The organism is Pseudomonas acericola (SeqCode) (assembly GCF_053456465.1).
Genome location: NZ_JBRFJB010000001.1, coordinates 926,896 through 952,651, shown reverse-complemented (window position 1 = coordinate 952,651; position 25,756 = coordinate 926,896). Strand labels below are relative to the sequence as shown.

Annotated in this window: 20 protein-coding genes and 4 tRNA genes; 7 read left to right on the top strand and 17 right to left on the bottom strand. The window is 61.7% G+C overall.

The features are described 5' to 3' along the window. Positions 1-50: 50 nt before the first annotated feature. From asd to leuC, 5 genes are all read right to left on the bottom strand, one after another. The gene (gene asd, locus ACU688_RS04355; RefSeq protein ID WP_017737858.1) at positions 51-1,163 is read right to left on the bottom strand and encodes an aspartate-semialdehyde dehydrogenase; all 1,113 of its coding nucleotides are present in this window, start codon (positions 1,161-1,163) and stop codon (positions 51-53) included. Positions 1,164-1,227: 64 nt separating this feature from the next. Then, positions 1,228-2,310: a 3-isopropylmalate dehydrogenase gene (gene leuB, locus ACU688_RS04350; RefSeq protein ID WP_017737859.1), complete on the bottom strand. Its 1,083-nt coding sequence runs from the start codon at positions 2,308-2,310 to the stop codon at positions 1,228-1,230. A 53-nt stretch (positions 2,311-2,363) separates the two neighbouring features. Further along, positions 2,364-3,128 carry a class I SAM-dependent methyltransferase gene (locus ACU688_RS04345; RefSeq protein ID WP_448183771.1) on the bottom strand — a complete coding sequence of 255 codons (765 nt, stop codon included), beginning with the start codon at positions 3,126-3,128 and terminating at the stop codon, positions 2,364-2,366. A 135-nt stretch (positions 3,129-3,263) separates the two neighbouring features. Then, positions 3,264-3,908, bottom strand: coding sequence for a 3-isopropylmalate dehydratase small subunit (gene leuD, locus ACU688_RS04340; RefSeq protein WP_003234333.1), 645 nt, complete (start codon positions 3,906-3,908; stop codon positions 3,264-3,266). A gap of 10 nt (positions 3,909-3,918) precedes the next feature. Beyond that, positions 3,919-5,337 carry a 3-isopropylmalate dehydratase large subunit gene (leuC, locus tag ACU688_RS04335; protein ID WP_124525733.1) on the bottom strand — a complete coding sequence of 473 codons (1,419 nt, stop codon included), beginning with the start codon at positions 5,335-5,337 and terminating at the stop codon, positions 3,919-3,921. Between the two features lie 140 nt (positions 5,338-5,477). Between leuC and ACU688_RS04330 the strand changes: the two genes are divergently transcribed. Both ACU688_RS04330 and ACU688_RS04325 read left to right on the top strand, forming a co-directional pair. After that, a complete protein-coding gene (locus ACU688_RS04330; RefSeq protein ID WP_448183770.1) occupies positions 5,478-6,368 on the top strand; it encodes a LysR family transcriptional regulator in 891 nt (296 codons plus the stop codon). A 66-nt stretch (positions 6,369-6,434) separates the two neighbouring features. Next, entirely contained in the window at positions 6,435-9,713 is a 3,279-nt protein-coding gene (locus ACU688_RS04325) for a sensor domain-containing protein (RefSeq protein ID WP_448183769.1), read from the top strand. A gap of 3 nt (positions 9,714-9,716) precedes the next feature. Here the strand turns inward: ACU688_RS04325 and ACU688_RS04320 are convergent, their stop codons facing one another. The 10 genes from ACU688_RS04320 to gltX form a co-directional block, all read right to left on the bottom strand. Then, complete coding sequence (locus ACU688_RS04320) at positions 9,717-10,991, bottom strand: hypothetical protein (RefSeq protein WP_448183768.1); 1,275 nt, start codon at positions 10,989-10,991, stop codon at positions 9,717-9,719. Positions 10,992-11,114: 123 nt separating this feature from the next. Then, positions 11,115-12,077 (bottom strand): tRNA dihydrouridine synthase, encoded by a 963-nt coding sequence (locus ACU688_RS04315; RefSeq protein ID WP_448183767.1) that lies wholly within the window; start codon positions 12,075-12,077, stop codon positions 11,115-11,117. 55 nt (positions 12,078-12,132) lie between these two features. Then, positions 12,133-12,567 (bottom strand): acyl-CoA thioesterase, encoded by a 435-nt coding sequence (locus tag ACU688_RS04310; RefSeq protein ID WP_448183766.1) that lies wholly within the window; start codon positions 12,565-12,567, stop codon positions 12,133-12,135. A 38-nt stretch (positions 12,568-12,605) separates the two neighbouring features. Next, positions 12,606-13,439 carry an alpha/beta fold hydrolase gene (locus tag ACU688_RS04305; RefSeq protein ID WP_448183765.1) on the bottom strand — a complete coding sequence of 278 codons (834 nt, stop codon included), beginning with the start codon at positions 13,437-13,439 and terminating at the stop codon, positions 12,606-12,608. A 15-nt stretch (positions 13,440-13,454) separates the two neighbouring features. Then, complete coding sequence (locus tag ACU688_RS04300; protein ID WP_124525740.1) at positions 13,455-13,994, bottom strand: TetR/AcrR family transcriptional regulator; 540 nt, start codon at positions 13,992-13,994, stop codon at positions 13,455-13,457. Positions 13,995-14,172: 178 nt separating this feature from the next. Next, positions 14,173-14,248 (bottom strand) — tRNA-Glu (locus tag ACU688_RS04295). Between the two features lie 81 nt (positions 14,249-14,329). Further along, a tRNA-Ala gene (locus ACU688_RS04290) sits at positions 14,330-14,405 on the bottom strand. Positions 14,406-14,455: 50 nt separating this feature from the next. Continuing rightward, positions 14,456-14,531 (bottom strand) — tRNA-Glu (locus tag ACU688_RS04285). 78 nt (positions 14,532-14,609) lie between these two features. After that, positions 14,610-14,685, bottom strand: a tRNA-Ala gene (locus ACU688_RS04280). A 147-nt stretch (positions 14,686-14,832) separates the two neighbouring features. Continuing rightward, on the bottom strand, positions 14,833-16,314 hold the full coding sequence (gene gltX, locus ACU688_RS04275) for a glutamate--tRNA ligase (protein WP_448183764.1): 1,482 nt from the start codon (positions 16,312-16,314) through the stop codon (positions 14,833-14,835). A 196-nt stretch (positions 16,315-16,510) separates the two neighbouring features. Between gltX and ACU688_RS04270 the strand changes: the two genes are divergently transcribed. Beyond that, positions 16,511-17,557, top strand: a complete 1,047-nt coding sequence (locus tag ACU688_RS04270; RefSeq protein WP_448183763.1) for an HlyD family secretion protein — start codon at positions 16,511-16,513, stop codon at positions 17,555-17,557. After that, positions 17,547-19,097: an MDR family MFS transporter gene (locus ACU688_RS04265; protein ID WP_124525742.1), complete on the top strand. Its 1,551-nt coding sequence runs from the start codon at positions 17,547-17,549 to the stop codon at positions 19,095-19,097. Before ACU688_RS04270 ends, ACU688_RS04265 begins: the two co-directional genes overlap by 11 nt. 110 nt (positions 19,098-19,207) lie before the next feature. On the opposite strand, the gene uvrB is transcribed toward ACU688_RS04265, so the two are convergent. Further along, on the bottom strand, positions 19,208-21,223 hold the full coding sequence (gene uvrB, locus ACU688_RS04260) for an excinuclease ABC subunit UvrB (protein ID WP_448183762.1): 2,016 nt from the start codon (positions 21,221-21,223) through the stop codon (positions 19,208-19,210). Positions 21,224-21,566: 343 nt separating this feature from the next. Between uvrB and ACU688_RS04255 the strand changes: the two genes are divergently transcribed. Both ACU688_RS04255 and ACU688_RS04250 read left to right on the top strand, forming a co-directional pair. Further along, positions 21,567-22,763, top strand: a complete 1,197-nt coding sequence (locus ACU688_RS04255; protein WP_448183761.1) for an amino acid aminotransferase — start codon at positions 21,567-21,569, stop codon at positions 22,761-22,763. Positions 22,764-22,862: 99 nt separating this feature from the next. Further along, entirely contained in the window at positions 22,863-23,072 is a 210-nt protein-coding gene (locus ACU688_RS04250) for a hypothetical protein (protein WP_448183760.1), read from the top strand. 153 nt (positions 23,073-23,225) lie between these two features. Here ACU688_RS04250 and ptrR read toward each other — a convergent pair whose 3' ends face one another. After that, on the bottom strand, positions 23,226-24,098 hold the full coding sequence (gene ptrR, locus ACU688_RS04245) for a putrescine utilization regulator PtrR (RefSeq protein WP_305430641.1): 873 nt from the start codon (positions 24,096-24,098) through the stop codon (positions 23,226-23,228). 230 nt (positions 24,099-24,328) lie between these two features. On the opposite strand from ptrR, the gene ACU688_RS04240 reads away from it, so the two are divergent. Beyond that, positions 24,329-25,711 (top strand): aldehyde dehydrogenase family protein, encoded by a 1,383-nt coding sequence (locus ACU688_RS04240; protein WP_448183759.1) that lies wholly within the window; start codon positions 24,329-24,331, stop codon positions 25,709-25,711. Positions 25,712-25,756 lie beyond the last annotated feature (45 nt).

The window sequence follows — 25,756 nt, the reverse complement described above, 5'->3', positions numbered from 1 at the left end:
AAAACCCGCGCCTGTCACCAGAACGCGGGTTTCTTGGTTGCCTCAAGCGATCAACGCTCCAGCAAGATCCGCAGCATGCGACGCAGCGGTTCAGCCGCGCCCCACAGCAGTTGGTCGCCAACCGTGAACGCGCCGAGGAACTGGCTGCCCATGTTCAGCTTGCGCAGACGGCCCACCGGTACATTCAGGGTGCCGGTGACCTTCGTCGGGCTCAGCTCCTGCATGCTGATCTCACGGTTGTTCGGCACCAGCTTGACCCAAGGGTTGTGCGAGCTGATCAGCGATTCGATATCGGCGATCGGCACGTCCTTGTTCAGCTTGATGGTCAGCGCCTGGCTGTGGCAGCGCATGGCGCCGATGCGCACGCAGATGCCGTCCACCGGGATCGGGCTCTTGAAGCGACCGAGGATCTTGTTGGTCTCGGCCTGCGCTTTCCACTCTTCGCGGCTCTGGCCGTTCGGCAGCTCTTTGTCGATCCACGGGATCAGGCTACCGGCCAATGGCACGCCGAAGTTTTCGGTCGGGTACGCATCGCTGCGCATGGCTTCGGCCACACGACGGTCGATGTCGAGGATCGCGCTGGCCGGGTCGGCCAGTTGATCGGCGACAGCGGCGTGGGTCGCGCCCATCTGCTTGATCAGCTCACGCATGTTCTGCGCGCCGGCACCGGAGGCCGCCTGGTAAGTCATGGCGCTCATCCACTCCACCAGGCCGGCTTCGAACAAGCCACCCAGGCCCATCAGCATCAGGCTGACAGTGCAGTTGCCGCCGACGTAGTTCTTGGTGCCGGCATCCAGCTGCTGGTCGATGACCTTGCGGTTCACCGGGTCGAGGATGATCACGGCGTCGTCCTGCATGCGCAGGCTCGATGCAGCGTCGATCCAGTAACCCTGCCAGCCTGCTTCGCGCAGTTTAGGGAAGACTTCACTGGTGTAGTCGCCACCCTGACAGGTCACGATCACGTCGAGGGTCTTCAACTCTTCAATGCTGTAGGCGTCCTTGAGCGGGGCAATATCTTTGCCCACGGACGGCCCTTGGCCACCAACGTTCGAAGTGGTGAAAAACACCGGCTCAATAAGATCGAAATCCTGCTCTTCCAGCATCCGCTGCATGAGCACGGAACCGACCATACCGCGCCAACCGATCAGACCTACACGTTTCATCGCAACTACACCTTGTTAAAAAGTGGGCCGCCTTGCAGCAACAACTGCAAGCGGGCCCGAGAGATTACAGATTCCGCAGCGCGGCGACTACTGCGTCGCCCATTTCTTGCGTACCGACTTTGGTGCAACCCTGCGACCAGATGTCGCCGGTGCGCAAACCCTGGTCCAGCACCAGGCTCACGGCTTGCTCGATGGCATCGGCCGCGTCGCTGAGGTTGAAGCTGTAACGCAGCATCATCGACACCGACAGAATCGTCGCCAGCGGGTTGGCAATGCCCTGGCCCGCGATGTCCGGCGCCGAACCGTGGCAAGGCTCGTACATGCCCTTGTTGTTGGTGTCCAGGGACGCCGACGGCAGCATGCCGATAGAACCAGTGAGCATCGACGCCTGGTCGGACAGGATGTCGCCGAACAGGTTGTCGGTGACGATCACGTCAAACTGCTTCGGCGCACGCACCAACTGCATCGCGGCGTTATCGACGTACATGTGGCTCAGCTCGACGTCCGGGTAGTCCTTGGCCACTTCTTCGACGATTTCGCGCCACAGTTGGCTGGAGGCCAGCACGTTGGCTTTATCCACCGAGCAGACCTTCTTGCCACGCACACGGGCCATGTCGAAACCGACACGGGCGATACGGCGAATTTCACTCTCGCTGTACGGCAGGGTGTCGTAGGCCTGGCGCTCGCCGTTTTCCAGTTCGCGCACACCGCGTGGTGAGCCGAAGTAGATACCGCCGGTCAGCTCACGCACGATCAGGATGTCGAGGCCCGCGACCACTTCCGGCTTGAGGCTGGATGCGTCGGCCAGTTGCGGGTATAGGATCGCCGGGCGCAGGTTGCCGAACAGGCCCAGTTGGGCGCGGATTTTCAGCAGGCCGCGCTCAGGGCGGATGTCACGCTCGATCTTGTCCCACTTCGGGCCACCCACGGCGCCGAGCAGTACGGCGTCGGCCGCGCGGGCGCGGTCCAGGGTTTCGTCGGCCAGGGGCACGCCGTGTTTGTCGATGGCCGCGCCGCCGATCACGTCGTGGCTCAGTTCGAAGCCCAGGCTGTACTTGCTGTTGGCGAGTTCCAGGACCTTGACCGCTTCGGCCATGATTTCCGGACCAATACCGTCGCCAGGGAGAATCAGAATCTGCTTGCTCATGCGTTCCTCATTTCATCAAGCGACCCGCCCGTGGGCAGGTCGGGAAAAATCAATCAGCGTTCGGCGAAGACCACCAGCACGTCGGTGCTGAAGGTGCCGTCGGCTTGAATCTCGTAGTAGTCGCGTACTTCCTGGCCCATCGCCTGTTGCAGCGCAAGGATTGCAGCACGCAACACCTCTGGCGTGCGCATGCGCTCGACCCACGAAGTGTATTCCAGGCGCAAGCGTTGGCGGCTGCTGTTGCGCACATGCAAACCGGACTCGCTGAGCTGCTGCATCCATTCGGCGGCGGAATAATCACGTACGTGGCTGGTGTCGCGCAGCACTTCGACGGTTTGCAGGTAAGTGTCCAACAACGGGCTGCCCGGTGACAAGACATCCACAAAGGCTGCCACGCCGCCCGGCTTGAGCACGCGGCGCACTTCACGCAGGGCCAGGCCGAGGTCGCTCCAGTGGTGCGCCGAGTAGCGGCTGAACACGAAGTCGAACTCGCCGTCGGCGAACGGCAGGCGTTCGGCAGCGCCGTGGACGGTGCGGATGTTGCCCAGGCCACGGTCGCTGGCAGCGGTTGCGACGACATCGAGCATCTGTTGGGACAGGTCGTAGGCGACCACTTCTTTCGCCAGTGGCGCGACGTGGAAACTGACATGACCGGCGCCGCAGCCCAAATCCAGCAGTCGTGCACTGCCCTGCCCGGCCAGTTCGGCCTGTAGCAGCGCGAATTCGGTGCCCTGGGCGTGCACGGCACTGCTCAGGTAGGCCGAGGCTTGCTCGCCGAATTGTTTTTGCACGACTTGGGTGTGGGCGGTGCTGGTCATGGTGGTTTTCCTTGGGTTTTGGGGTGCTTGTACGGGCGCTATCGCAGGCAAGCCAGCTCCCACATTCGACTGTATTCACAGGTCAAAATGTGGGAGCGGGCTTGCCCGCGATGGGGCCCGCACGGTTACCGCAAATCAGGCATCGCGAAACAACCAAGGCTGGCTAGCCCGGTGCTTGGCTTCAAACGCTGCAATCGCATCGCCGTCCTGCAAGGTCAGGCCGATATCGTCCAAACCATTGATCAGGCAGTGCTTACGGAACGCATCCACTTCAAAGTGATACACCTTGCCATCCGGGCGGGTCACGGTTTGCGCCGCCAGATCGACGGTCAACTGGTAGCCCACGTCGGCTTCGACCTGCTTGAACAACTCGTCCACTTCGGCATCGCTCAAGATGATCGGCAACAAGCCGTTCTTGAAGCTGTTGTTGAAGAAGATGTCGGCATAGCTCGGCGCGATGATGCTGCGAAAGCCATATTCTTCCAGGGCCCACGGCGCGTGTTCACGGCTGGAACCGCAACCGAAGTTCTCGCGGGCGAGCAATACGCTGGCGCCCTGGTAACGCTCGGCGTTGAGCACGAAGTCCTTGTTCAGCGGGCGCTTGGAGTTGTCCTGGTAGGCGTAGCCCACGTCCAGGTAACGCCACTCATCGAACAGGTTCGGGCCGAAACCGGTGCGCTTGATCGACTTCAAGAACTGCTTGGGTATGATCTGGTCGGTGTCCACGTTGGCACGGTCCAACGGCGCGACTAAACCTGTGTGTTGTGTAAAAGCACGCATCGGGTATTCCTCAGATCAATTCGCGAACGTCGATGAAACGACCGTTGACGGCAGCCGCAGCGGCCATGGCCGGGCTGACCAGGTGGGTACGCCCACCGGCGCCCTGGCGCCCTTCGAAGTTACGGTTGGAGGTGGACGCGCAATGCTCGCCCGACTCCAGGCGGTCCGGGTTCATCGCCAGGCACATCGAGCAGCCCGGCTCACGCCATTCAAAACCGGCTTCGAGGAAGATCTTGTCCAGGCCTTCGGCCTCGGCTTGCGCCTTGACCAGGCCCGAACCCGGCACCACGATGGCTTGCTTGATGGTCGAGGCCACCTTGCGGCCTTTGGCGATGACCGCCGCAGCGCGCAGGTCTTCGATCCGCGAGTTGGTGCAGGAACCGATGAACACGCGATCCAACTGGATATCGGTGATCGCCTGGTTGGCCTGCAAGCCCATGTACTTCAAGGCGCGCTCGATGGAACCGCGCTTGACCAGGTCGGCTTCCTTGGCCGGGTCCGGCACGTTCTGGTCAACGGCCAACACCATTTCCGGCGAAGTACCCCAGCTGACTTGCGGCTTGATCTGGGCAGCGTCGAGTTCAACCACGGTGTCGAACACCGCGTCGGCGTCGGAAACCAAGTCTTTCCAGGCTTCGACCGCGGCATCCCAATCGGCACCGGCCGGTGCAAATGGGCGACCCTTGACGTATTCGACGGTCTTTTCGTCCGCTGCCACCATGCCCACGCGGGCACCAGCTTCGATGGACATGTTGCAGATGGTCATGCGGCCTTCGATGGACAGGTCGCGAATCGCGCTGCCGGCGAACTCGATTGCATGGCCGTTACCGCCGGCGGTGCCGATCTTGCCGATTACGGCGAGCACGATGTCCTTGGCGGTCACGCCGAACGGCAATTGGCCTTCGACTTTAACCAACATGTTCTTCATCTTCTTCGCGACCAGGCACTGGGTGGCGAACACATGCTCCACCTCGGACGTGCCGATGCCGTGGGCCAAGGCGCCGAAGGCACCGTGGGTCGAGGTGTGGGAGTCGCCGCAGACCACGGTCATGCCCGGCAAGGTTGCACCCTGCTCCGGGCCGATCACGTGGACGATCCCTTGACGCACGTCATTCATCTTGAATTCGGTGATGCCATATTCGTCGCAGTAGTCGTCGAGGGTCTGCACTTGCAAGCGCGACACGGTATCAACGATGGCGTCGATGCCGCCCTTGCGCTCAGGGGTGGTCGGGACGTTGTGGTCCGGGGTGGCGATGATGGAATCGACGCGCCAAGGCTTGCGCCCGGCCAGTCGCAGGCCTTCGAACGCTTGGGGCGAGGTCACTTCATGGATGATGTGACGGTCGATATAGATCAGCGACGAGCCATCGTCGCGCCGTTTCACTTCATGGGAATCCCAAAGCTTGTCGTAAAGCGTTTTGCCGGCCATCAGTCGGTCCTCATCATCGGTCTTTCTATGCCCTGGGCATTTCAATAACCCTTTGGCTTGTGAGGCTGATGGTATGGCGCTACATTAAATAACTCAAATTCATATTTTTCATGCTTTGGATTACCAACTGGAATACCACAATGGACCTGGCCAACCTCAATGCCTTTATTGCCATCGCCGAGACCGGCAGCTTCTCCGGCGCCGGCGAGCGCCTGCACCTGACACAACCGGCCATCAGCAAACGCATCGCCGGGCTGGAACAACAATTGAAGGTGCGCCTGTTTGACCGCCTGGGCCGCGAAGTGGGCTTGACCGAAGCCGGACGGGCCCTGCTGCCACGGGCTTATCAGATCCTCAACGTGCTCGACGACACGCGCCGCGCCCTGACCAACCTCACCGGCGAAGTCAGCGGGCGCCTGACCCTGGCCACCAGCCACCATATCGGCCTGCACCGCCTGCCGCCGATATTGCGCACCTTCACCCGGGAATACCCGAACGTGGCGCTGGATATTCAGTTCTTGGACTCGGAAGTGGCCTACGAAGAAATCCTCCACGGCCGCGCCGAAGTGGCGGTGATCACCTTGGCGCCCGATCCCCACCACCTGGTGCGCGCCACCCCGGTGTGGGATGACCCGCTGGATTTTGTCGTGGCCCCCGAACACAGCCTGATCAACAACGGCCGCGTCAGCCTGGCTGATATTGCCGGCCACCCGGCGGTTTTTCCCGGTGGCAACACCTTTACACATCATATTGTCAGCCGATTGTTCGAAGCCCAGGGCCTGACGCCGAATATCGCGATGAGCACTAACTACCTGGAAACTATCAAGATGATGGTGTCCATCGGCCTGGCCTGGAGCGTTTTGCCGCGCACCATGCTCGATGACCAGGTGGCAAGTATCGCTTTGCCAGGCATACAGCTCAGTCGCCAGCTAGGCTATATCGTGCACACCGAAAGGACGCTGTCGAACGCTGCGCGGGCTTTCATGAGCCTATTGGATGCACAGGTCGATCTGCCAGGGATACCGGCATGAAGCTGTGCGGCCTCAAGGTTTAAGTAGAACCGCGCCTTACGCCCATCGAGCCAAGGCCCTTTGATAATGCGCAACCCTGTCGATTCCGTGCCACCGTTGCCCCGCATTTACGCCCTTGACCCCCAAGAGGCGGAGCAGAGTTGGGACAGTGCGCCGCAACTGCTGGCAGCCTTGAATGCTGCCCGGCTGGGCGCATGGTGCTGGGAAATCGACACGGGAAAAATCAGTTGGTCGCGGGGTACCCAGGCGCTGTTCGGCTTCGACCCCCGTACGCCCTTGCCCAAAGACCTGGACTACCTCGACCTGCTCGCCCCGGCTGACCGCGCCAAAGTCGTCCGTGCTTTTCACGCGGTGCTGGCCGGCGAACCTTTCGAACAGGCGATGCGCCATCGCATCCAGTGGCCCGATGGCACCTTCCACTGGCTGGAAATCAACGGCAGCCTGGCGCCAGACAAGAGCGGACGCCGCCGAATGATCGGGGTGATCCGTGAGATCACCCACCAGCGCGAGCGGGAAAACGCCCTCGGCCACTCCGAAAAACGCTTCGCCACGCTGTTTCACCTGTGCCCGAACATGGTGCTGCTGACCCGCCAGGCCGACGGCCTGATCAGCGAGGCCAACCAGTATTTCGAGATTCACTTCGGCTGGCCGGTCGCCGACGCCATCGGCCGCACCACCCTGGACCTCGGCCTGTGGCGCCACCCCGAGCAACGTGCGCAACTGGTCATGGCCACCCAGCGCAAGGGCGAACCCATCACCATGGACGTGCAGTTCTGCGCCAGCAACGGCCAGATCCACGACGGCACCCTCAGTGCGCAGAAGGTCGAGTTGGATGGCGAGGCGTACCTGATCAGCACCTTTCTCGACACCACCGAACGCAAGAACGCCGAACAAGCCCTCAAGGACAGCCAGGAACGCCTCGACCTGGCCCTGGATTCCGCGCAACTGGGCACCTGGGACTGGCACATCCCCACCGGCATGCTCTACGGCTCGGCCCGCGCCGCCCAACTGCACGGCCTGCCAGCCGAGCCTTTTCATGAATCCTTCGATGCGTTTTTCGAGGGCATGTCCGACGAAGACCGCGAAGGCATGCGCAACGCCTACCGCAGTCTGCGCGAAGGCCCCGACGGCAACTACCAGCTGACCTACCGCGTGCAGGTCGAAGACGGCAGCCCGCGCTACCTGGAAAGCCGCGCGCGCCTCTATCGCGATGAGGCCGGCAAGCCGCTGCGCATGGCCGGCACCTTGCTGGACATCACCGACCAGGTCGAGCGCGAACAACGCCTGAGCGCCTCCGAAGAGAAATTCGCCAGCCTGTTCCAGGCCAGCCCCGACCCCATCTGTGTCACCGCTTTGGACAGCGGTATGTTTGTCGAGATCAACCCGGCCTTCACCCAGACCTTTGGCTGGACCGCCGCCGAGGTCATCGACAAAAGCGCCGAGCAGATCGGCTTGTGGGATGACTCCAGCAAGCGCCTGCAACGTATCGAACGGGTGATTCGCGAACAGTCATTGAGCAATGTCGCCATCGTGGTCCATCACAAGAACGGTCAGAGCCTGACCTGCGTGATCTCCAGCCGCTTGATCAAGGTCGGCGACCAGCCGTGTATCGTCACCACCCTGCGCGACATTACCCAGCAGCAACGCTCGGAAGCAGCGCTCAAGGCCAGCGAAGAGAAATTCGCCAAGGCATTCCATTCCAGCCCCGACGCCATCTCCATCACCGAGCGCGACACCGGCCGTTATGTCGAAGTCAACGACGGTTTTTGCCGTTTGACCGGTTATCGCGCCGAAGAGGCCATCGGGCTCACGCTGTACCAGATCGGCATCTGGGCCGACGAAAACCAGCGCGCCGCGCTGCTGGCCGAGTTGCAGATCAAGGGCCGTATCCATCACCTGGAAATGCTCTGGCACAACAAACGCGGCGACGTGTTGGCGGTGGAAGTCTCGGTCGAACCGATCACCCTCAATGAAATGCCGTGCCTGCTGTTGACGGCCCGGGATGTGAGCCTGCTGAAAAACGCCCAGGCGCAGATCCGTCACCTGGCGTACCACGACCCCCTGACCAACCTGCCCAACCGCGCCCTGCTGATGGACCGCCTGAGCCAGCAGATCGCCCTGCTCAAGCGCCATAACCTGCGCGGTGCGTTGCTGTTCCTCGACCTCGATCACTTCAAGCACATCAACGATTCCCTCGGCCACCCGGTGGGCGACACCGTGCTGAAAATCGTCACCGCCCGCCTGGAGGCCAGCGTGCGCATGGAGGACACCGTAGCGCGCCTGGGCGGTGATGAATTTGTGGTGCTGCTCAGCGGCCTGGATGGCACGCGCAGCGAAGTCAGCGGCCAGGTGCAGGAGCTGGCCGATACCCTGCGTGAATTGCTCTCGGAGCCGATGTTCCTTGATGGCCATCGCTTGCAGGTCACGCCGAGTATCGGTGTGGCGCTGATCCCCGACCACGGCTCTACCCCGGCCGACCTGCTCAAGCGCGCCGACATCGCCCTATACCGTGCCAAGGACTCCGGGCGCAACACCACGCAGATGTTCCACAACAGCATGCAAAAAACCGCCAGCGAACGGCTGCGCATGGAGACCGACCTGCGCCTGGCCTTGTCCCGTGGCGAGTTCAGCGTGCATTACCAACCCCAGGTGGATGCGCGCGGCAACCAGATCATCGGCGCCGAAGCCTTGGTGCGCTGGCAGCACCCGCAGTTGGGGGCGCAATCGCCCACGGAATTTATCAAGGTGCTGGAAGACAGCGGGTTGATCCTTGAGGTAGGCACCTGGATCCTCGACGAAGCCTGCGCGGCGTTCCAGCAATTGATTGCGGACGGCCTGATCGACCCGCTCAAGTTCAGCCTGTGCGTCAACATCAGCCCCCGGCAGTTTCGCCAGAACGACTTCGTCGAGCGGGTGGAGCGCAGCCTCAATCACCACGACCTGCCCTACAGCCTGCTCAAACTGGAGATTACCGAAGGCATCGTGATCCAGAACCTGGACGACACCGTGGCCAAGATGCGCCGCCTGAAAAAACTCGGCATCAGCTTTGCGATGGATGATTTTGGTACCGGCTATTCGTCGCTGACCTACCTCAAGCGCCTGCCGGTGGATGCACTGAAGATCGACCAGTCGTTTGTACGTGATGCGACCCACGACCCCAACGACGCAGAAATCATCCGCGCCATTGTGGCCATGGCCCGCAGCTTAAACCTGGAAGTGATTGCCGAAGGTGTGGAGACCCCGGAGCAACTGGCGTTCCTGCAAATGCTGGGGTGCCATGTGTTTCAGGGCTATTTGCATAGCCGGCCGTTGCCGATCGAGGCGTTCAGGCGGTTGCTGGAGTAAGTGTCACACCAGCTTCAACGCCCGCAGGCTTGTGTCCATCCATCGTGATGTACGCAGTTGCTGTTTTTCGCCGTAATAGTCGAGCGTACCGTCAATCACCGCCACTGAATGCGTACCGTCAGCCAGGGTGCCGATGGCCCCCTGCGCCAACTCATGCACATTGCTTTCCCGCATGTAGCCGCTCAGCCCCAGCCGACGCAATGCCTCGCCTGGAACTTCGGTATCGTTAAGCGTCTCCAAGGCCACCTTGAAGCTTTCGTGAGCGCGAAAGTCGTTATCCTCCAACTGCGCACGCTTAGCGCTGACGGCGTACAGGAAGTTGGCATCCTCCAGAAGAGCCGAATCAGTCCCGGCAAAGCTCGAAGCACCTTTGGCTTGACGCAACTCTTCATGAGTAAGCGTAAGCCTGAACGAATCGCGCATGACCACTTCGTAACCACCGGCAGTTTCAGCGACCTGCTGATAAATATCCCGAGGGCTTTGCCCGAACCGCATCATGGCTGCCTTGATCGCCGAGACCGTTACGCAATTACCTTCCTGCCCCTGGTAAAAGCCCCCCCATATATCGTTGGGTTTATCGCTCGCAGGCGGTTGATCCACGGGTGCCCTGGACCGCGACGGGCTGGGGAACATCCTGTAACCGTAGTTGCTACCCACCTGGCATGGATACCCCTGGTCGTGCCCAACGCCGCCCACGACCAAGGTACTGCCAAAATTGCGTGTGCCCATCACCGCCACTACGCCCTCGCCGACCATTTCGCTCGGCGGCACATACAGGCAAAGCCCATACACCCCCATGCCCTGCAAACACCGCAGGGTGGTTTCGCCCTGAAGTGTCTTGACCAAGGCGGCCTCAAAACTGGCGTAGCCGCCGACTTGCTGCTTGCGCTTCACAAAGACTGCCAACGCGAAGTTTGCGGACTTTACCGCCTCAGCGTCCCCACCACTGAAGCGCGACGCCTGCGCCACTTGCTCCAATTCATCCTGCGAGACATGCACTTTGAACTCATCCTTCATCGTCACGTCGTAACCGCTACCAGAAGGCGTTACTTGATCGAACATGTCGGCCGGCGTGGGGCCCAGTGTCGCCATCATCATTTTGATCACGGCGGCATGGGTCGTGCCGTCAAAGTTCTCACCAAAACGTCGCTCGGCGACATTAAAAGCGGTAGCCCAGTTTTTGGTTTTCTCTACCTCCGGCGCTGAAGGCCGCTCGGCTGGGACCAAGTGATGGGGAGGGGATACTGAGACAGGGGAGCTTAAGATCGGAGCATTCATGGGCCATGATTCCTTAGGTATTGACCCTGAGGTTCGTGGGAACCAGCGCTGTTCGGTTCCGACCATCCCATTTCACAATAAGAAAAGGGCGCCAATGGCGCCCTTGCTGGTGGTATCTATGCGTTACGCGGCGACCGCGGGATGGGGCATGCCCAACAAGCGACTGACCTGCTCCAGGTCTGTCTCGCGACGCATCGCCGTGAACAACTCGACCGCTTCCGGGTAGTTGCGCGTCAACATTGCCAGCCATTGTTTCAAGCGGCCAGGCGCCTGGCGTTCAGTGAGCTGGGCGACTGATTGAGTCCAGAATTCCTGGAGCATGGGCTGCATCTGTGCCCAGGTCATCTCAACCACTTCTTCGCCTGCACGCGCGGCTGCAATTTGCCGCGCCAAGTCAGGACGCGCCACCAGGCCGCGACCGAGCATGATGTCTTCGGCACCGCTGACTTCGCGGCAGCGCTTCCAATCTTCGACGCTCCAGATATCGCCATTGGCAAAGACGGGCACCTTGACCACATCCTGCACCCGCGGAATCCACTCCCAATGGGCTGGCGGCTTGTAACCGTCGGTCTTGGTCCGCGCATGCACCACGATATGCGCCGCGCCACCTTCCGCCAGCGCCGTGGCGCAGACCAGCGCGCCGTCCGGGCTGTCGAAACCCAGGCGCATCTTGGCGGTGACCGGGATATGTGCCGGCACCGCACGGCGCACATGCTCGACGATCTGGTTGAGCAACTCCGGTTCCTTGAGCAGCACCGCGCCGCCCCGGGACTTGTTCACCGTCTTCGCCGGGCAGCCGAAGTTCAGGTCGATCACCTCGGAGCCCAGTTCGGCGGCCAGCGCGGCGTTTTCCGCCAGGCACACCGGATCGGAGCCCAGCAATTGCACGCGCAACGGCACGCCCGCAGCGGTGTGGGCACCGTGCAGCAGTTCCGGGGCGAGCTTGTGAAAATACGCCGGGGTGAGCAGGCGGTCGTTGACGCGAATGAACTCGGTCACGCACCAATCGATCCCGCCCACGCGGGTCAACACGTCCCGCAGGATGTTGTCGACCAACCCCTCCATGGGCGCCAAAGCAATTTGCATGGGAAACACTCAACAAAAATCGTGGCGCAGTTTACTGGGTTTCCTACGGCAACCGTTAACCCCCTGTCAGCGCAGGGCCGTAACCGTCAAGAAACTCGGCGGGCATGCGCTTGGGCTTGCCGCTGGACAGCTCGATGCAGACAAAGGTGGTTTGCGCCCGCAGCAAGGTCGCGCCGTCGTGGGGGCGGACCAGCTGGAAGCGCCGGATCATTTTCAGGCGCTGGTCCCAGTCGACGATCCAGGTGGCCAGTTGCAGCTCGTCACCTTCGTAGCCGGCGGCGAGGTAGTCGATCTCGTGACGCACCACCGCCATGGCGCGGTCCAGGCGGCGGTACTCGGTGAGGTCCAGGCCCAGGCGCTGGGAATGGCGCCAGGCACAACGCTCCAGCCAGGATACGTAGACGGCGTTGTTGGCGTGGCCCAGGCCGTCGATGTCCTCGGCGCCGACCTGCAGGTCGATGATAAACGGCGTTGCCAAATCCCAGCCCATGCCTTGCTCCAGTCGATTGATCTCGGCCGGGCAGTGTATCAGGCGCTTTGCCGCGCCTGTAGACGACGGCCGGCGAGCAGCGCCAGCACGCCCTCGATCACCCGGGGATCGGCCAGCACTTTCTGGTGACCGCCCTGCTCCAGGCGCAGCAGGCGGCTGTCAAACCAGGCTTCGTGGATGGCTTGGGAGGCTTTGACCGGGACGAAGGTGTCGTCTTCGGCGTGCACGATCAGGCCGGGCATATTCATCTGATAGTGGGCAACGTCCAGATGCTTCAGCGGCATGCCGAAGGTCTGTTCAACCTCGTGGATAAACGCCGAGCGGGCCCGCGCGGGCAAGCCGACCATTTGGGTGAACCCGCGCAGCACATCGAGAAAACGCGACGGCGCAGCAATACTCACCAAGGCTTCGGTGCGCAGCCCCAGTTGCACGGCCAGCATCGCACTGGCACCGCCCATGGAGTGCCCGACCACTGCATGCAGCGGCGGCAATTCGGCGGCGGCTTCAAGCATCGCCCGCGCGAACAACAGCACATGCGCCTCACGCCCCGGCGAACGACCGTGGGCCGGGCCCTCCAGGGCGATCACCGAATAACCGTCATTGACCAGAGCAGTGATCAGGCTGGCGAACTGGGTGGGGCGTCCTTCCCAACCGTGCATCAGCAAGACCGTCGGCCCTTGGCCCCAGCGCAGGGCCGACAGGCCGAAACGCAAGGTGATGCGCTCTGACTGCGCCAGCAGCGGCAGCTCCCAGTCGCGCGGCGGAAGATCTCGCGGAGTCATGAAGGCACGCCGCATCTTGCTGGCCACGGTGTGCGGCGCCAGATGCCCCAGGGTGCCGTTGAAGCGACGAATCCAGGTTAACGTACCCATCCTTAGAGCCCTCTTCTAGCGCACGGCCGACTTGGCGGCGCGCAACACACGGTCAGACAATTCACCTGGGCCTAGCGCACGCGCCAGGGCCAGGCCGCCGATCATCAGCGCCATGTCGGCCAGGGCCTTGTCGGTGTCTTCGGGGCTGGCGGCCAGTTGGGCGGCCATCAGCTCGCAGTGTTCGTTCAGCGCGTGGCGGAACTCGTCCGGCAAGCGGCTCATCTCGCCGACGGTCGCAGGGATCGGGCAGGCCTGAACGGTCGAATCGCGATGCTTGCGCGACAAATAGAACGCAGCCACAAGGCCTCGGCGCTCTTCTCCCGTCAACAGTGCATCCATGTCATCAATGGCCGCACGACGCTTGGCCAGCAGTTCGGTGAACGCCTCCAGCATCAGCGCGTCCTTGCTTTCAAAATGTGCGTAGAAACCACCGACGGTCAGTCCCGCCGCGCCCATGACTTCGCCGACACTCGGCTCGGCCGGGCCACGCTGGATCAACGCCGCGCTGGCAGCCTGCAAAATGCGTTCGCGGGTTTGTGCTTTTTTATCGCTCATCAAAGCCTCCGGTTCTCATGGGTGAATATTATTACCATAATAATATTTGGCAAGCGACTGAAACGACCATTGGTCTGAAGAGAATGTTAGGAAGGGAAGAATTGGCCAAACGCCAGACAAACAAAAGGGCCATTCAATAATTGAATGACCCTTAAAAATCCCGCAGAGCGGGTAATCGTGGCGTCCCCTAGGGGACTCGAACCCCTGTTACCGCCGTGAAAGGGCGGTGTCCTAGGCCACTAGACGAAGGGGACACAAACCTTCTGTACAACCGATCAGTGCTGAGAACTGATCTGATTCAAGGACGGTGTGGCCGGAACCTTGAACCTGTAAATTGGTGGAGCTAAACGGGATCGAACCGTTGACCTCTTGCATGCCATGCAAGCGCTCTCCCAGCTGAGCTATAGCCCCGGATTTTTCGCCTCGCGGCGCAGCAGACCTTTCGAACTGCTTGTTGAAACTGGCGTCCCCTAGGGGACTCGAACCCCTGTTACCGCCGTGAAAGGGCGGTGTCCTAGGCCACTAGACGAAGGGGACAAAACCTTCTGTACAACTGATCAGCGCTGAGAACTGATCGATTCAAGGACGGTGTGGCCAGACCTTGAACCTGTAAATTGGTGGAGCTAAACGGGATCGAACCGTTGACCTCTTGCATGCCATGCAAGCGCTCTCCCAGCTGAGCTATAGCCCCTCATCGGTGAGGACGGGGCGAATCTTAATGGCGCTTTGGAAGTGTGTCAAATTTATTTTCAACATTTTCCAAAGTTTTTTGCCGGGATAACAATCACTTACCGGCGAAACCCCGGAAAACCGGGGTTTCGCCGTTGCAGCAGGCTGATTAAGCGATAGCGCCCAACAGCTTTTCCCACTCTTTGTTTTCTTTCTTCGAGACACCACCAAGCAAATCAAGGGCTTGGCGCAGACGGAAACGGGTGAGGTCCGGGCCGAGAATTTCCATCGCATCAAGCACCGATACCGAACTGGCCTGCCCGGTGATCGAGGCAAACATCAGCGGCATGGCATCGCGCAATTTCAATTCCAAGGACTCCACCACCGCCTGGATCGTCGCGGTGATCGCATCCTTCTCCCACTGGCGCAGGCTTTCCAGCTTCCACAGGATCAACTGCATCAGCTGGCGCACCTGGTCGCCCGAGAGCTTCTTGGACTCGAACAGCTTGGCATCCGGGTTCACGCCCCCGGCAAAGAAGAAGCTGGCCAACGGCGCGACCTGGCTGAATGTCTCCACCCTGCCCTGCACCAGCGGCGCGATCTTCATCATGTACTCAGGGTTCAACGCCCACTGCTGCACACGGCTGGCGAACTCTTCCACCGGCAGGTCACGCAGCCATTGGCCGTTGAGCCACGACAGCTTCTCGATATCGAAAATCGGTCCGCCCAGGGAGACACGGGACAGATCGAAGTTATCGACCATTTCCTGCAACGAGAACTTCTCGCGCTCGTCCGGCATCGACCAGCCCATGCGGCCCAGGTAGTTGAGCATCGCTTCCGGCATAAAGCCCATGCGCTCGTAGAACGTCACCGAGGTCGGGTTCTTGCGCTTGGACAGCTTGCTCTTGTCCGGGTTACGCAGCAGCGGCATGTAGCACAGCTGCGGTTGTTCCCAGCCGAAGTACTCGTAGAGCAGGATCAGCTTCGGCGCCGATGGCAGCCATTCTTCGCCGCGCAATACGTGGGTGATGCCCATCAGGTGGTCGTCGACCACGTTGGCCAGGAAGTACGTCGGCAGGCCGTCGGTCTTCATCAGCACTTGCATGTCCATGCGATCCCACGGGATCTCGACGTCACCGCGCAGCATGTCCGGCACCACGCACACGCCTTCGCTCGGCACTTTCATGCGGATCACGTGAGGCTCGCCCGCCGCCAGGCGCTGCGCCACTTCTTCCTTGGACAGCAGCAGTGCACGGCCATCGTAACGCGGGGTTTCGCCCCGGGCCTGCTGCTCGGCGCGCATCTGGTCGAGTTCTTCAGCGGTGCAGAAGCACGGGAACGCATGGCCCATATCGACCAGTTGCTGGGTGTACTGCTTGTAGATGTCGCTGCGCTCGCTCTGGCGATACGGGCCGTGCGGGCCGCCGACGTCCGGGCCCTCGGCCCAGGTAATGCCCAACCAACGCAGGGCATCGAAAATCTGCTGTTCCGACTCACGGGTCGAGCGCACCTGGTCGGTGTCTTCGATCCGCAAGATGAATTCACCACCGTGCTGCTTGGCAAAGCAGTAGTTGAACAAGGCGATGTAGGCAGTGCCGACGTGGGGATCCCCAGTAGGCGATGGCGCGATGCGCGTGCGGACGGTGGTCATGGCGGGTCTCGAATGGGCGATAAAACTAGAATTGAAACAAGGGGCGAATGGTAACAGCCCTCGGCACTTGGGCTCCAGCACCCGCCTTATCGAGCATGGCATTTAGGCCAAGCTTCGGTCTCAACGCCAGTCATGGCTATTGGACAGATGCTTAGCTGGCTATATTCCATTACCTCTTGTTACAGACACTGCCCCCATGCCAGCCCCACTCAAGCGCCGCCTGTTTATCTTCGTGTTTATCGTGATCCTGATCGGCCTGGGCTTCTTCGCCCACTGGTTCTTCAAGGGCCGCTTCTATGAAAGCACCGACAACGCCTACGTGCAGGGCGAAATCACCCGCGTCTCCAGCCAGCTCGGCGCGCGCATCGTCGAGGTCAAGGTCGGTGACAACGAGCACGTGCAAAAAGGCCAGCTCCTGGTGCAGCTCGAAGGCGACGACTTCCACCTCGCCGTCGACCGCGCCAACGCCGCCCTGGCCATGCGCGAGGCCGAGCGCACCCAGGCCCAGAGCAAGCTCACCCAACAAGCCAGCCTGATCGCCGCCGGCGCGGCCAAGGTGGCATCGAGCCAGGCCAGCCTAGGGCGCTCGCAGATCGACTTGTCCCGCGCGCAAACCCTGCGCAAACCCGGTTATGTCTCGGAAGAACGCGTGACCACCCTGTCCGCCGACAACCACATCGCCCGCTCCCAAGTGACCATGGCCGAGGCCGATTTGCAGGGCCAGCGCCAGCAGGTCAACGCCCTCAACGCCGAAATCAAGCGCCTCGACGCCCTGATCGCCAACGCCAGGACCGACCTGGCCCAGGCCGAACTCAACCTCACCCGCAGCGAGATCCACGCGCCCATCAGCGGCCTCGTCGGCCAGCGCGCCGCGCGTAACGGCCAGTACGTGCAGGCCGGCGCCTACCTGCTGTCCATCGTTCCCGACCAGGACATCTGGATCCAGGCCAACTTCAAGGAAACCCAGATCGGCCACATGCAACCCGGGCAAAAGGCCCAACTGACCTTCGACGCCTACGCCGACACCCCCATCGACGCCCGGGTAGATAGCCTGTTCGCCGCCTCAGGCGCACAGTTCAGCCTGCTGCCACCGGACAACGCCACGGGCAACTTCACCAAAGTCGTACAACGGATTCCGGTAAAACTCACTTTCGCCGCGGACAACCCATTGCAGGGCAAGATCCGCCCCGGCATGTCCGTCACCGTCAAAGTGAATATCAAAGACCGACCCGATGGCCGGTGATCAACTGCTGCGCCCAGTCGGCGAACCGACCCGGCGCGACTGGATCGCGGTGATGAGCGTGATGCTCGGCGCCTTTATGGCGGTGCTCGACATCCAGATCACCAACTCGTCGCTCAAGGACATCCAAGGCGCGCTGTCAGCCACCCTGGAAGAAGGCTCGTGGATTTCCACCTCCTACCTTGTCGCCGAAATCATCATGATCCCCCTCACCGCCTGGCTGGTGCAGCTGCTCTCAGCGCGGCGGCTGGCGGTGTGGGTGTCGGTGGGGTTCCTGATCGCCTCGCTGATGTGCTCCATGGCCTGGAGCCTGGAAAGCATGATCGTGTTCCGAGCCCTGCAAGGCTTCACCGGCGGCGCGCTGATCCCGCTGGCGTTCACCCTCACCCTGATCAAGCTGCCCGAACACCACCGCGCCAAAGGCATGGCGATGTTCGCCATGACGGCCACCTTCGCCCCGTCCATCGGCCCGACCATCGGCGGTTGGCTCACCGAGAACTGGGGCTGGGAGTACATCTTCTACATCAACGTGCCGCCGGGCCTGTTGATGATCGCCGGGCTGCTCTACGGCCTGGAGAAAAAGGCGTCGAACTGGGACCTGCTGAAAAGCACCGACTACCTGGGCATCGTCACCCTGGCGGTGGGCCTTGGCTGCTTGCAGGTGTTCCTCGAAGAAGGCCACCGCAAGGACTGGCTCGAATCCAGCCTGATCGTCAGCCTCGGCAGCATCGCCCTGCTCAGCCTGATCACCTTTGTCATCGTGCAGCTCTCCAAGCCCAACCCGCTGATCAACCTGGGCATCCTGGCCAACCGCAATTTCGGCCTGTCGAGCATCGCCAGCCTGGGCATGGGCGTGGGCCTGTATGGCTCGATCTACCTGTTGCCGCTGTACCTGGCGCAGATCCAGAACTACAACGCGCTACAGATCGGCGAAGTGATCATGTGGATGGGCGTGCCCCAGCTGTTTCTGATCCCGCTGGTGCCCAAGCTGATGAAGTACGTGTCGCCGAAATGGCTCTGCACCGTGGGATTCGGCCTGTTCGGCCTGGCGAGTTTTTCCTCGGGGGTGCTCAACCCGGACTTCGCCGGTAGCCAGTTCAACCAGATCCAGATCATCCGCGCCCTTGGCCAGCCGCTGATCATGGTCACCATCTCGTTGATCGCCACCGCGTACATCCTGCCGCAAGATGCGGGTTCGGCGTCGAGCCTGTTCAATATCCTGCGCAACCTCGGCGGCGCCATCGGCATTGCGCTGCTGGCGACCTTGCTGGATGCGCGCACCAAGACCTACTTTGATTATTTACGTGAGGCGCTGGTGCCGACCAATCCGCAGGTGGCGGAACGCTTGGCGACGCTGGCGCAGACGTTCGGCAGCGACACGGCGGCGCTGGGCAAGCTCAGTGAGATCACGCACCAGCAGGCGCAGATCATGGCCTACAACGATGCGTTTCACTTTGTCGGGTTGGCGCTGGGGATCAGCATGGTTGCGGTGTTGTTGACCAAGGCGTTGCCGGCGGGGCTGAAGGCTGGGGAGAGTCATTGAGACCGTGGTGCCGCCATCGCAGGCAAGCCAGCTCCCACATTTGATTTGCGAACACCATCAAAATGTGGGAGCGGGCTTGCCCGCGAAGAGGCCCGCCCAGTCACTACAAATCAAACAGCCAGTAGTCGCTCGCGCAACTTGCCAATCTCATCCCGCGTCTGCGCCGCCGCCTCAAACTCCAGATCCCGCGCCAACTGGTACATCTTCTCTTCCAACTGGCGAATCCGCTTGGTGATCTCACTCGGCGAGCGCAGTTCGTTCTCGTACTTGGCGCTTTCCTCGGCGGCCTTGGCCATGCCCTTGCGCTTCTTGCTGCGCGAGCCCGGCACGACGGCGCCTTCCATGATGTCGGCGACATCCTTGAACACGCCCTTGGGCGTAATGCCATTGGCCAGGTTAAAGGCAATCTGCTTGTCGCGACGGCGTTCGGTCTCGCCAATCGCGCGCTCCATGGAGCCGGTGATGCGGTCGGCGTAGAGAATCGCCCGGCCATTGAGGTTACGCGCCGCGCGGCCGATGGTCTGGATCAGCGAGCGCTCGGAGCGCAGGAAGCCTTCCTTGTCGGCATCGAGAATCGCCACCAGCGACACTTCCGGCATATCCAAGCCTTCACGCAGCAGGTTGATCCCCACCAGCACATCAAAGGTGCCCAAGCGCAGGTCGCGGATGATCTCCACGCGCTCCACGGTATCGATGTCCGAGTGCAGGTAGCGCACGCGCACGCCGTGGTCGGCCAGGTAGTCGGTCAAGTCTTCGGACATGCGCTTGGTCAGGGTGGTGACCAGCACCCGCTCTTCCAGGGCCACGCGCTTGTTGATTTCGGAGAGCAAATCGTCGACCTGGGTCAGTGCCGGGCGGATTTCGATCTGCGGGTCCACCAGGCCGGTCGGGCGCACCAACTGCTCGATCACCCGGCCGGCATGCTCGGCCTCGTAGTTGCCCGGCGTCGCGGACACGAAGATGGTCTGCGGGCTGATGCTTTCCCACTCGTCAAAACGCATCGGCCGGTTGTCCAGCGCCGACGGCAGGCGGAAACCGTATTCCACCAGCGTCTCTTTACGTGAACGGTCGCCCTTATACATCGCGCCGACCTGCGGCACGCTGACGTGGGACTCGTCGATCACCAGTAACGCGTCGGCCGGTAGGTAGTCATACAAAGTCGGCGGCGGCGCACCCGATTCGCGGCCCGAGAGGTAGCGCGAGTAGTTTTCGATGCCGTTGCAGTAACCCAGCTCCAGGATCATCTCCAGGTCGAAGCGCGTGCGTTGCTCCAGGCGCTGGGCTTCCACCAGCTTGTTATTGGAGCGCAGGTATTCGAGACGTTCGGCCAGCTCGACCTTGATGTGCTCGATGGCATCCAACAGGGTTTCACGCGGGGTGACGTAGTGGCTTTTCGGATAGAAGGTGAAGCGCGGCAGCTTGCGGATCACCTCACCGGTCAACGGGTCGAAGGCCGACAGGCTCTCGACTTCATCGTCGAACAGCTCGATGCGGATCGCTTCCAGGTCGGATTCGGCCGGGTACACGTCGATCACATCGCCGCGCACGCGGAAGGTGGCGCGGGCAAAGTCCATGTCATTGCGGGTGTATTGCAAATCCGCCAGGCGACGCAGCACTTCGCGCTGGTCGAGTTTGTCGCCGCGATCGACGTGCAGCACCATCTTCAGATAGCTTTCCGGGCTGCCCAGGCCGTAGATGCACGACACCGTGGTGACGATGATCGCGTCCTTGCGCTCCAGCAGCGCCTTGGTCGCCGACAGCCGCATCTGCTCGATATGGTCGTTGATCGACGCATCCTTCTCGATAAAGGTATCGGAGGACGGCACGTAGGCTTCGGGCTGGTAGTAGTCGTAGTAGGAAACGAAGTACTCGACGGCGTTGTTCGGGAAGAACGACTTGAACTCGCCGTACAACTGCGCGGCCAGGGTCTTGTTCGGCGCCAACACCAAGGTCGGGCGGTTGACCTGGGCGATCACGTTGGCAATGCTGAAGGTCTTGCCCGAACCGGTCACCCCGAGCAGCGTCTGGTGGGCCAGGCCGGCCTCGATGCCTTCGACCATCAGGCGAATCGCCTCGGGTTGGTCGCCGGCGGGTTCAAAGCGGGTGACGAGTTGGAAATCCGACATAACGTACCTCTTGAAGTCACCCCAGACTGTAAACCCGTCGGGAACGAAAAAGACCGCCACCCGCGAAGATTCAGAGCGGGCAGCAGGAAAAAACCATGATAGCCGTAGAAGTGGTGGCGAATGTGACGGGTTTCAAGGCAATCGTCCTACGCGCCTTGCCCGGCCAATGTTGCAATAAGACTAACGGTCAGCAAATAAACCGAAAAACTTGGCCGAAAAGCCGTTTCGGTTGTCGCCTCAGGCGGTGATGGCCTCTATACTAGCTCCCCGTTTGTGCACCGCTCTAGTGCATTCGGCTGGAGCGCGACACGTCCCTCCTTTCCCCCATAGAGCTGCCGCAAAAATGAGCCTGTTCTCCGCTGTCGAAATGGCACCACGCGATCCTATCCTGGGCCTCAACGAAGCATTCAACGCCGATACACGAACCACCAAGGTCAACCTTGGCGTAGGCGTTTACTGCAACGAGGAGGGGAAGATTCCACTCTTGCGTGCCGTTGCCGAAGCGGAAGCCATTCGCGTGGCGCAACACGCCGCCCGTGGCTACTTGCCAATCGACGGCATCGCGGCCTACGACAAGGCCGTGCAAACCCTGCTGTTTGGCGCTGAGTCGCCACTGCTGACCGCTGGCCGCGTCACCACCGTGCAAGCGGTTGGCGGCACCGGCGCGCTGAAAATCGGCGCTGACTTCCTCAAGCAACTGCTGCCAGACGCCGTCGTCGCCATCAGCGACCCAAGCTGGGAAAACCACCGCGCGCTGTTCGAAACCGCCGGCTTCCCAGTGCAGAACTACCGCTACTACGACGCCGCCACCCACGACGTCAACCGTGCCGGCCTGCTCGAAGACCTCAACGCCCTGCCGCCACAGTCCATCGTGGTGCTGCACGCCTGCTGCCACAACCCGACCGGCGTCGACCTGAGCCCGGCCGACTGGCAGAACGTGCTGGACGTGGTCAAAGCCAAGAATCTCGTGCCGTTCCTCGACATGGCCTACCAGGGCTTTGGCGACGGCATCCACGAAGACGCCGCCGCTGTGCGCCTGTTTGCTGAATCGGGCCTGACCTTCTTTGTATCCAGCTCGTTCTCCAAGTCGTTCTCGCTGTACGGCGAACGCGTCGGCGCGCTGTCCATCGTTGGCGAGTCCAAGGAAGAAAGCGCGCGCATCCTGTCCCAGGTCAAACGCGTGATCCGCACCAACTACTCCAACCCGCCGACTCACGGCGCGGCGATTGTTGCAGCGGTGCTGAACAGCCCTGACCTGCGCGCCCAGTGGGAAGCGGAACTGGCTGAAATGCGCCTGCGCATCCGTGGCATGCGTGAGCAGATGGTCGCTGAACTGGCCAAGGCCGCTCCGGGCCACGATTTCAGCTTTGTCGGTCGCCAGCGTGGGATGTTCTCCTACTCCGGCCTGAGCGTTGAGCAAGTCACCCGCCTGCGCAACGAGTTCGGCATCTACGCCCTCGACACTGGCCGTATCTGTGTCGCGGCGTTGAACCAGTCGAACATCGACGCGGTCACAAAGGCAATCGTTCAGGTGCTGTAAGCCGGTAACCGTTGCACAGAAGGGGAAGCCAATGGCTTCCCCTTTTTCGTGGCCAGCCCCTAGACTGAACCTTGCCCGCCCCTTTGCAGTGAGAGCCTTATGAGAAACGACGACCTGGACCTGCGTGCCGACCGCGATGAGTTGCATGATTACGCCCCACGTGCGCCGCAAGCCAAGCGGCAGAAGAGCCTGGTGTTGCAGGTGGCGCTGGGTGTGTTCCTCGGTGGACTGGCGTTGTGGCTGGTGCAACTGGGTGCGACAACGCTGATGACCAAGCTGGCGATGGGCACCCTGCAATTCGGCGGCTAGCACCGATCAAATTGTGGGAGCTGGCTTGTGTGGGAGCTGGCTTGTGTGGGAGCTGGCTTGTGTGGGAGCTGGCTTGCCTGCGATGCAGGCGACTCGGTACATCAGGTCCACCCAGTTGATGCCATCGCAGGCAAGCCAGCTCCCACACTTGATCTATGTTGGCTCTAGAACGCGTTCTTCCAGCAGTTTTACGAAGCTGTTCAGACTCTGCGACACCGTGCCCCGCCGCCAGATCAGCCAGGTGTGCAACACCCGAAAGCTGTCCATCAACGGCCACACGCTCACCGCCGCAAACCCCGGCATGCTTTCCAGCATGCTGCGCGGCATCAGGGCCAAGCCGGCGCCGGCGCTGACGCAGGCGAGCATGCCGTGGTACGACTCGATCTCGAAGATCTTGCCCGGCACCGCGCCATCCTGGGAGAACCAGCGTTCAAAGTGGTGCCGGTAGGAGCAATTCGAGCGAAAGGTGTAGATATTCTCGCCATTCACATCCTGCCCCCGGGTGATCGGCGCGTGATGCAACGGCGCGATCACCACCATCTCTTCTTCAAACACCGCCACGCCTTCCAGCGTTGCGTGCAACACCGGCCCATCGACAAACGCCGCCGCCAGGCGCCCCGACAGCACGCCTTCGATCATCGTGCCCGACGGCCCGGTGCTCAGGTCCAGTTCGACTTTGGTGTGTTTCTGGTTATACGCCGCCAGCAGCGCCGGGATGCGCACCGCTGCCGTGCTTTCCAGTGAGCCGAGGGCAAACGCGCCCTGGGGCTCCTCCCCCGCCACCGTCGCGCGGGCTTCCTGCACCAGGTCGAGGATGCGCCGCGCATAGCCGAGGAAGTTCCAGCCCGCCGGCGACAGACGCAGGCGGCTCTTCTCGCGGATAAACAACTCCACGCCCAGGTCCTGCTCCAGTTGCTTGATGCGGGTAGTCAGGTTCGACGGCACCCGATGAATCAACTGCGCGGCGGCGCTTATGCTGCCTTGCTCGGCAACGGCCTTGAAGATTTCCAGCTGCACCAGGTCCAAGTCATTCTCCATGATCGTTCCCACGCTCTGCGTGGGAATGCAGCCCGGGGCGCTCTGCGTCCCACAGCGTGACGCGGAGCGTCACAGGAGGCGTTTCCACGCGGAGCGTGGGAACGATCGCATAGTCATCATTCTCTTTTTGAGAATGTATTGCTTAATATTATTCAGTTTCCAGAAAAGATCTAGCCCCGTAGGCTGAACCCCACTTACTCATTCAGCAGGACGGCGCCATGAACGCGACCACCCACGCCCTCTCGATCAACCCGGCCAACGGCGAAACAGTCGGCAGCTACCCGTACGAGTCCGAAGCGCAACTGGACGCCGCCCTCGACCGTGCCACCGCCGCCTTCCGCACCTGGCGCCGCCAGCCGGTCAGCCAGCGCGCCGAGCTGTTGCTGGCCCTGGCCGCCGCTCTGCGTGAACAAGCCGAAGACATGGCGCAGATGATCACCCTGGAAATGGGCAAACCCATCGCCCAAGCCCGTGCCGAAATCGAAAAATGCGCCCAGCTCAGCGAATGGTACGCGGCCCAAGGCCCGGCCATGCTCGCACCGGAACCGACCCTGGTGGACAACGGCAGCGCCCAGATCGAATACCGCCCGTTGGGCCCGATCCTCGCCGTGATGCCGTGGAACTTCCCGGTCTGGCAAGTGCTGCGCGGCGCCGTGCCGACGATGCTCGCCGGCAACACCTACGTGCTCAAACACGCACCGAACGTGATGGGCAGCGCCTACCTTATCCAGCAGGCGTTCAAAAAGGCCGGCTTCACTGACGGCCTGTTCGAAGTGCTCAACGTGACCCCGGACGGCGTATCCAAAGCCATTGCCGACCCACGCATCGCCGCCGTCACCCTCACCGGCAGTGTGCGCGCCGGTATCGCCATCGGCTCCCAGGCCGGCGCGGCGCTGAAAAAATGCGTGCTGGAACTGGGCGGCTCCGACCCGTTCATCGTGCTCAACGACGCCGACCTCGACGCCGCTGTACAAGCCGCGTTGATCGGCCGCTTCCAAAACAGCGGCCAAGTCTGCGCCGCCGCCAAGCGCCTGATTATCGAGGACGGAGTGGTGGACGCGTTCACCACCAAGTTCTTGGAAGCCAGCCGTGCCTTGGTCATGGGCGACCCGACGTCGACCGCTACCTACATCGGCCCGATGGCCCGCTTCGACCTGCGCGACGAGCTGCACGGCCAGGTCCAGGCCACCCTGGAAGAAGGCGCGACCCTGCTGCTGGGCGGCAACAAAGTCGCAGGCGCAGGCAACTACTATGAGCCCACCGTACTGGCCAACGTCACCGACCAGATGACCTCGTTCAAACAGGAACTGTTCGGCCCCGTCGCCTCGATCATCACCGCCCGCGACGCCGACCACGCCGTGGAACTGGCGAATGACAGCGAGTTCGGCCTGACCGCAAGCATCTTCACCACCGATGCGGCGAAAGCCCGCGATATCGCCAACAGGCTGGAAACCGGTGGGATCTTCGTCAATTCGTTCAGCGTCTCTGATCCACGGGTCGCGTTTGGCGGGATCAAGAAGAGTGGCTTTGGCCGCGAGCTGTCGCACTTCGGCGTGCGCGAGTTCTGCAATGCGCAGACCGTGTGGCTGGATCGCAAATAACCCAGGCGACCTTGCTCAAATCTGGAAACTGGCTTGTGTGGGAGC

Bases quoted from the DNA above. Each gene is read 5' to 3' on its own strand.
- ACU688_RS04320 (WP_448183768.1), bottom strand. From the start codon at position 10,991: ATGAATGCTCCGATCTTAAGCTCCCCTGTCTCAGTATCCCCTCCCCAT.
- gltX (WP_448183764.1), bottom strand. From the start codon at position 16,314: ATGACCACCGTCCGCACGCGCATCGCGCCATCGCCTACTGGGGATCCC.
- ACU688_RS04240 (WP_448183759.1), top strand. From the start codon at position 24,329: ATGAACGCGACCACCCACGCCCTCTCGATCAACCCGGCCAACGGCGAA.
- ACU688_RS04250 (WP_448183760.1), top strand. From the start codon at position 22,863: ATGAGAAACGACGACCTGGACCTGCGTGCCGACCGCGATGAGTTGCAT.
- ACU688_RS04265 (WP_124525742.1), top strand. From the start codon at position 17,547: ATGGCCGGTGATCAACTGCTGCGCCCAGTCGGCGAACCGACCCGGCGC.
- uvrB (WP_448183762.1), bottom strand. From the start codon at position 21,223: ATGTCGGATTTCCAACTCGTCACCCGCTTTGAACCCGCCGGCGACCAA.
- ACU688_RS04300 (WP_124525740.1), bottom strand. From the start codon at position 13,994: ATGAGCGATAAAAAAGCACAAACCCGCGAACGCATTTTGCAGGCTGCC.
- asd (WP_017737858.1), bottom strand. From the start codon at position 1,163: ATGAAACGTGTAGGTCTGATCGGTTGGCGCGGTATGGTCGGTTCCGTG.
- ACU688_RS04345 (WP_448183771.1), bottom strand. From the start codon at position 3,128: ATGACCAGCACCGCCCACACCCAAGTCGTGCAAAAACAATTCGGCGAG.
- ACU688_RS04330 (WP_448183770.1), top strand. From the start codon at position 5,478: ATGGACCTGGCCAACCTCAATGCCTTTATTGCCATCGCCGAGACCGGC.
- ACU688_RS04310 (WP_448183766.1), bottom strand. From the start codon at position 12,567: ATGGGCTGGGATTTGGCAACGCCGTTTATCATCGACCTGCAGGTCGGC.
- leuD (WP_003234333.1), bottom strand. From the start codon at position 3,908: ATGCGTGCTTTTACACAACACACAGGTTTAGTCGCGCCGTTGGACCGT.
- ACU688_RS04315 (WP_448183767.1), bottom strand. From the start codon at position 12,077: ATGCAAATTGCTTTGGCGCCCATGGAGGGGTTGGTCGACAACATCCTG.
- ACU688_RS04305 (WP_448183765.1), bottom strand. From the start codon at position 13,439: ATGGGTACGTTAACCTGGATTCGTCGCTTCAACGGCACCCTGGGGCAT.
- leuB (WP_017737859.1), bottom strand. From the start codon at position 2,310: ATGAGCAAGCAGATTCTGATTCTCCCTGGCGACGGTATTGGTCCGGAA.
- leuC (WP_124525733.1), bottom strand. From the start codon at position 5,337: ATGGCCGGCAAAACGCTTTACGACAAGCTTTGGGATTCCCATGAAGTG.
- ACU688_RS04270 (WP_448183763.1), top strand. From the start codon at position 16,511: ATGCCAGCCCCACTCAAGCGCCGCCTGTTTATCTTCGTGTTTATCGTG.
- ACU688_RS04325 (WP_448183769.1), top strand. From the start codon at position 6,435: ATGCGCAACCCTGTCGATTCCGTGCCACCGTTGCCCCGCATTTACGCC.
- ACU688_RS04255 (WP_448183761.1), top strand. From the start codon at position 21,567: ATGAGCCTGTTCTCCGCTGTCGAAATGGCACCACGCGATCCTATCCTG.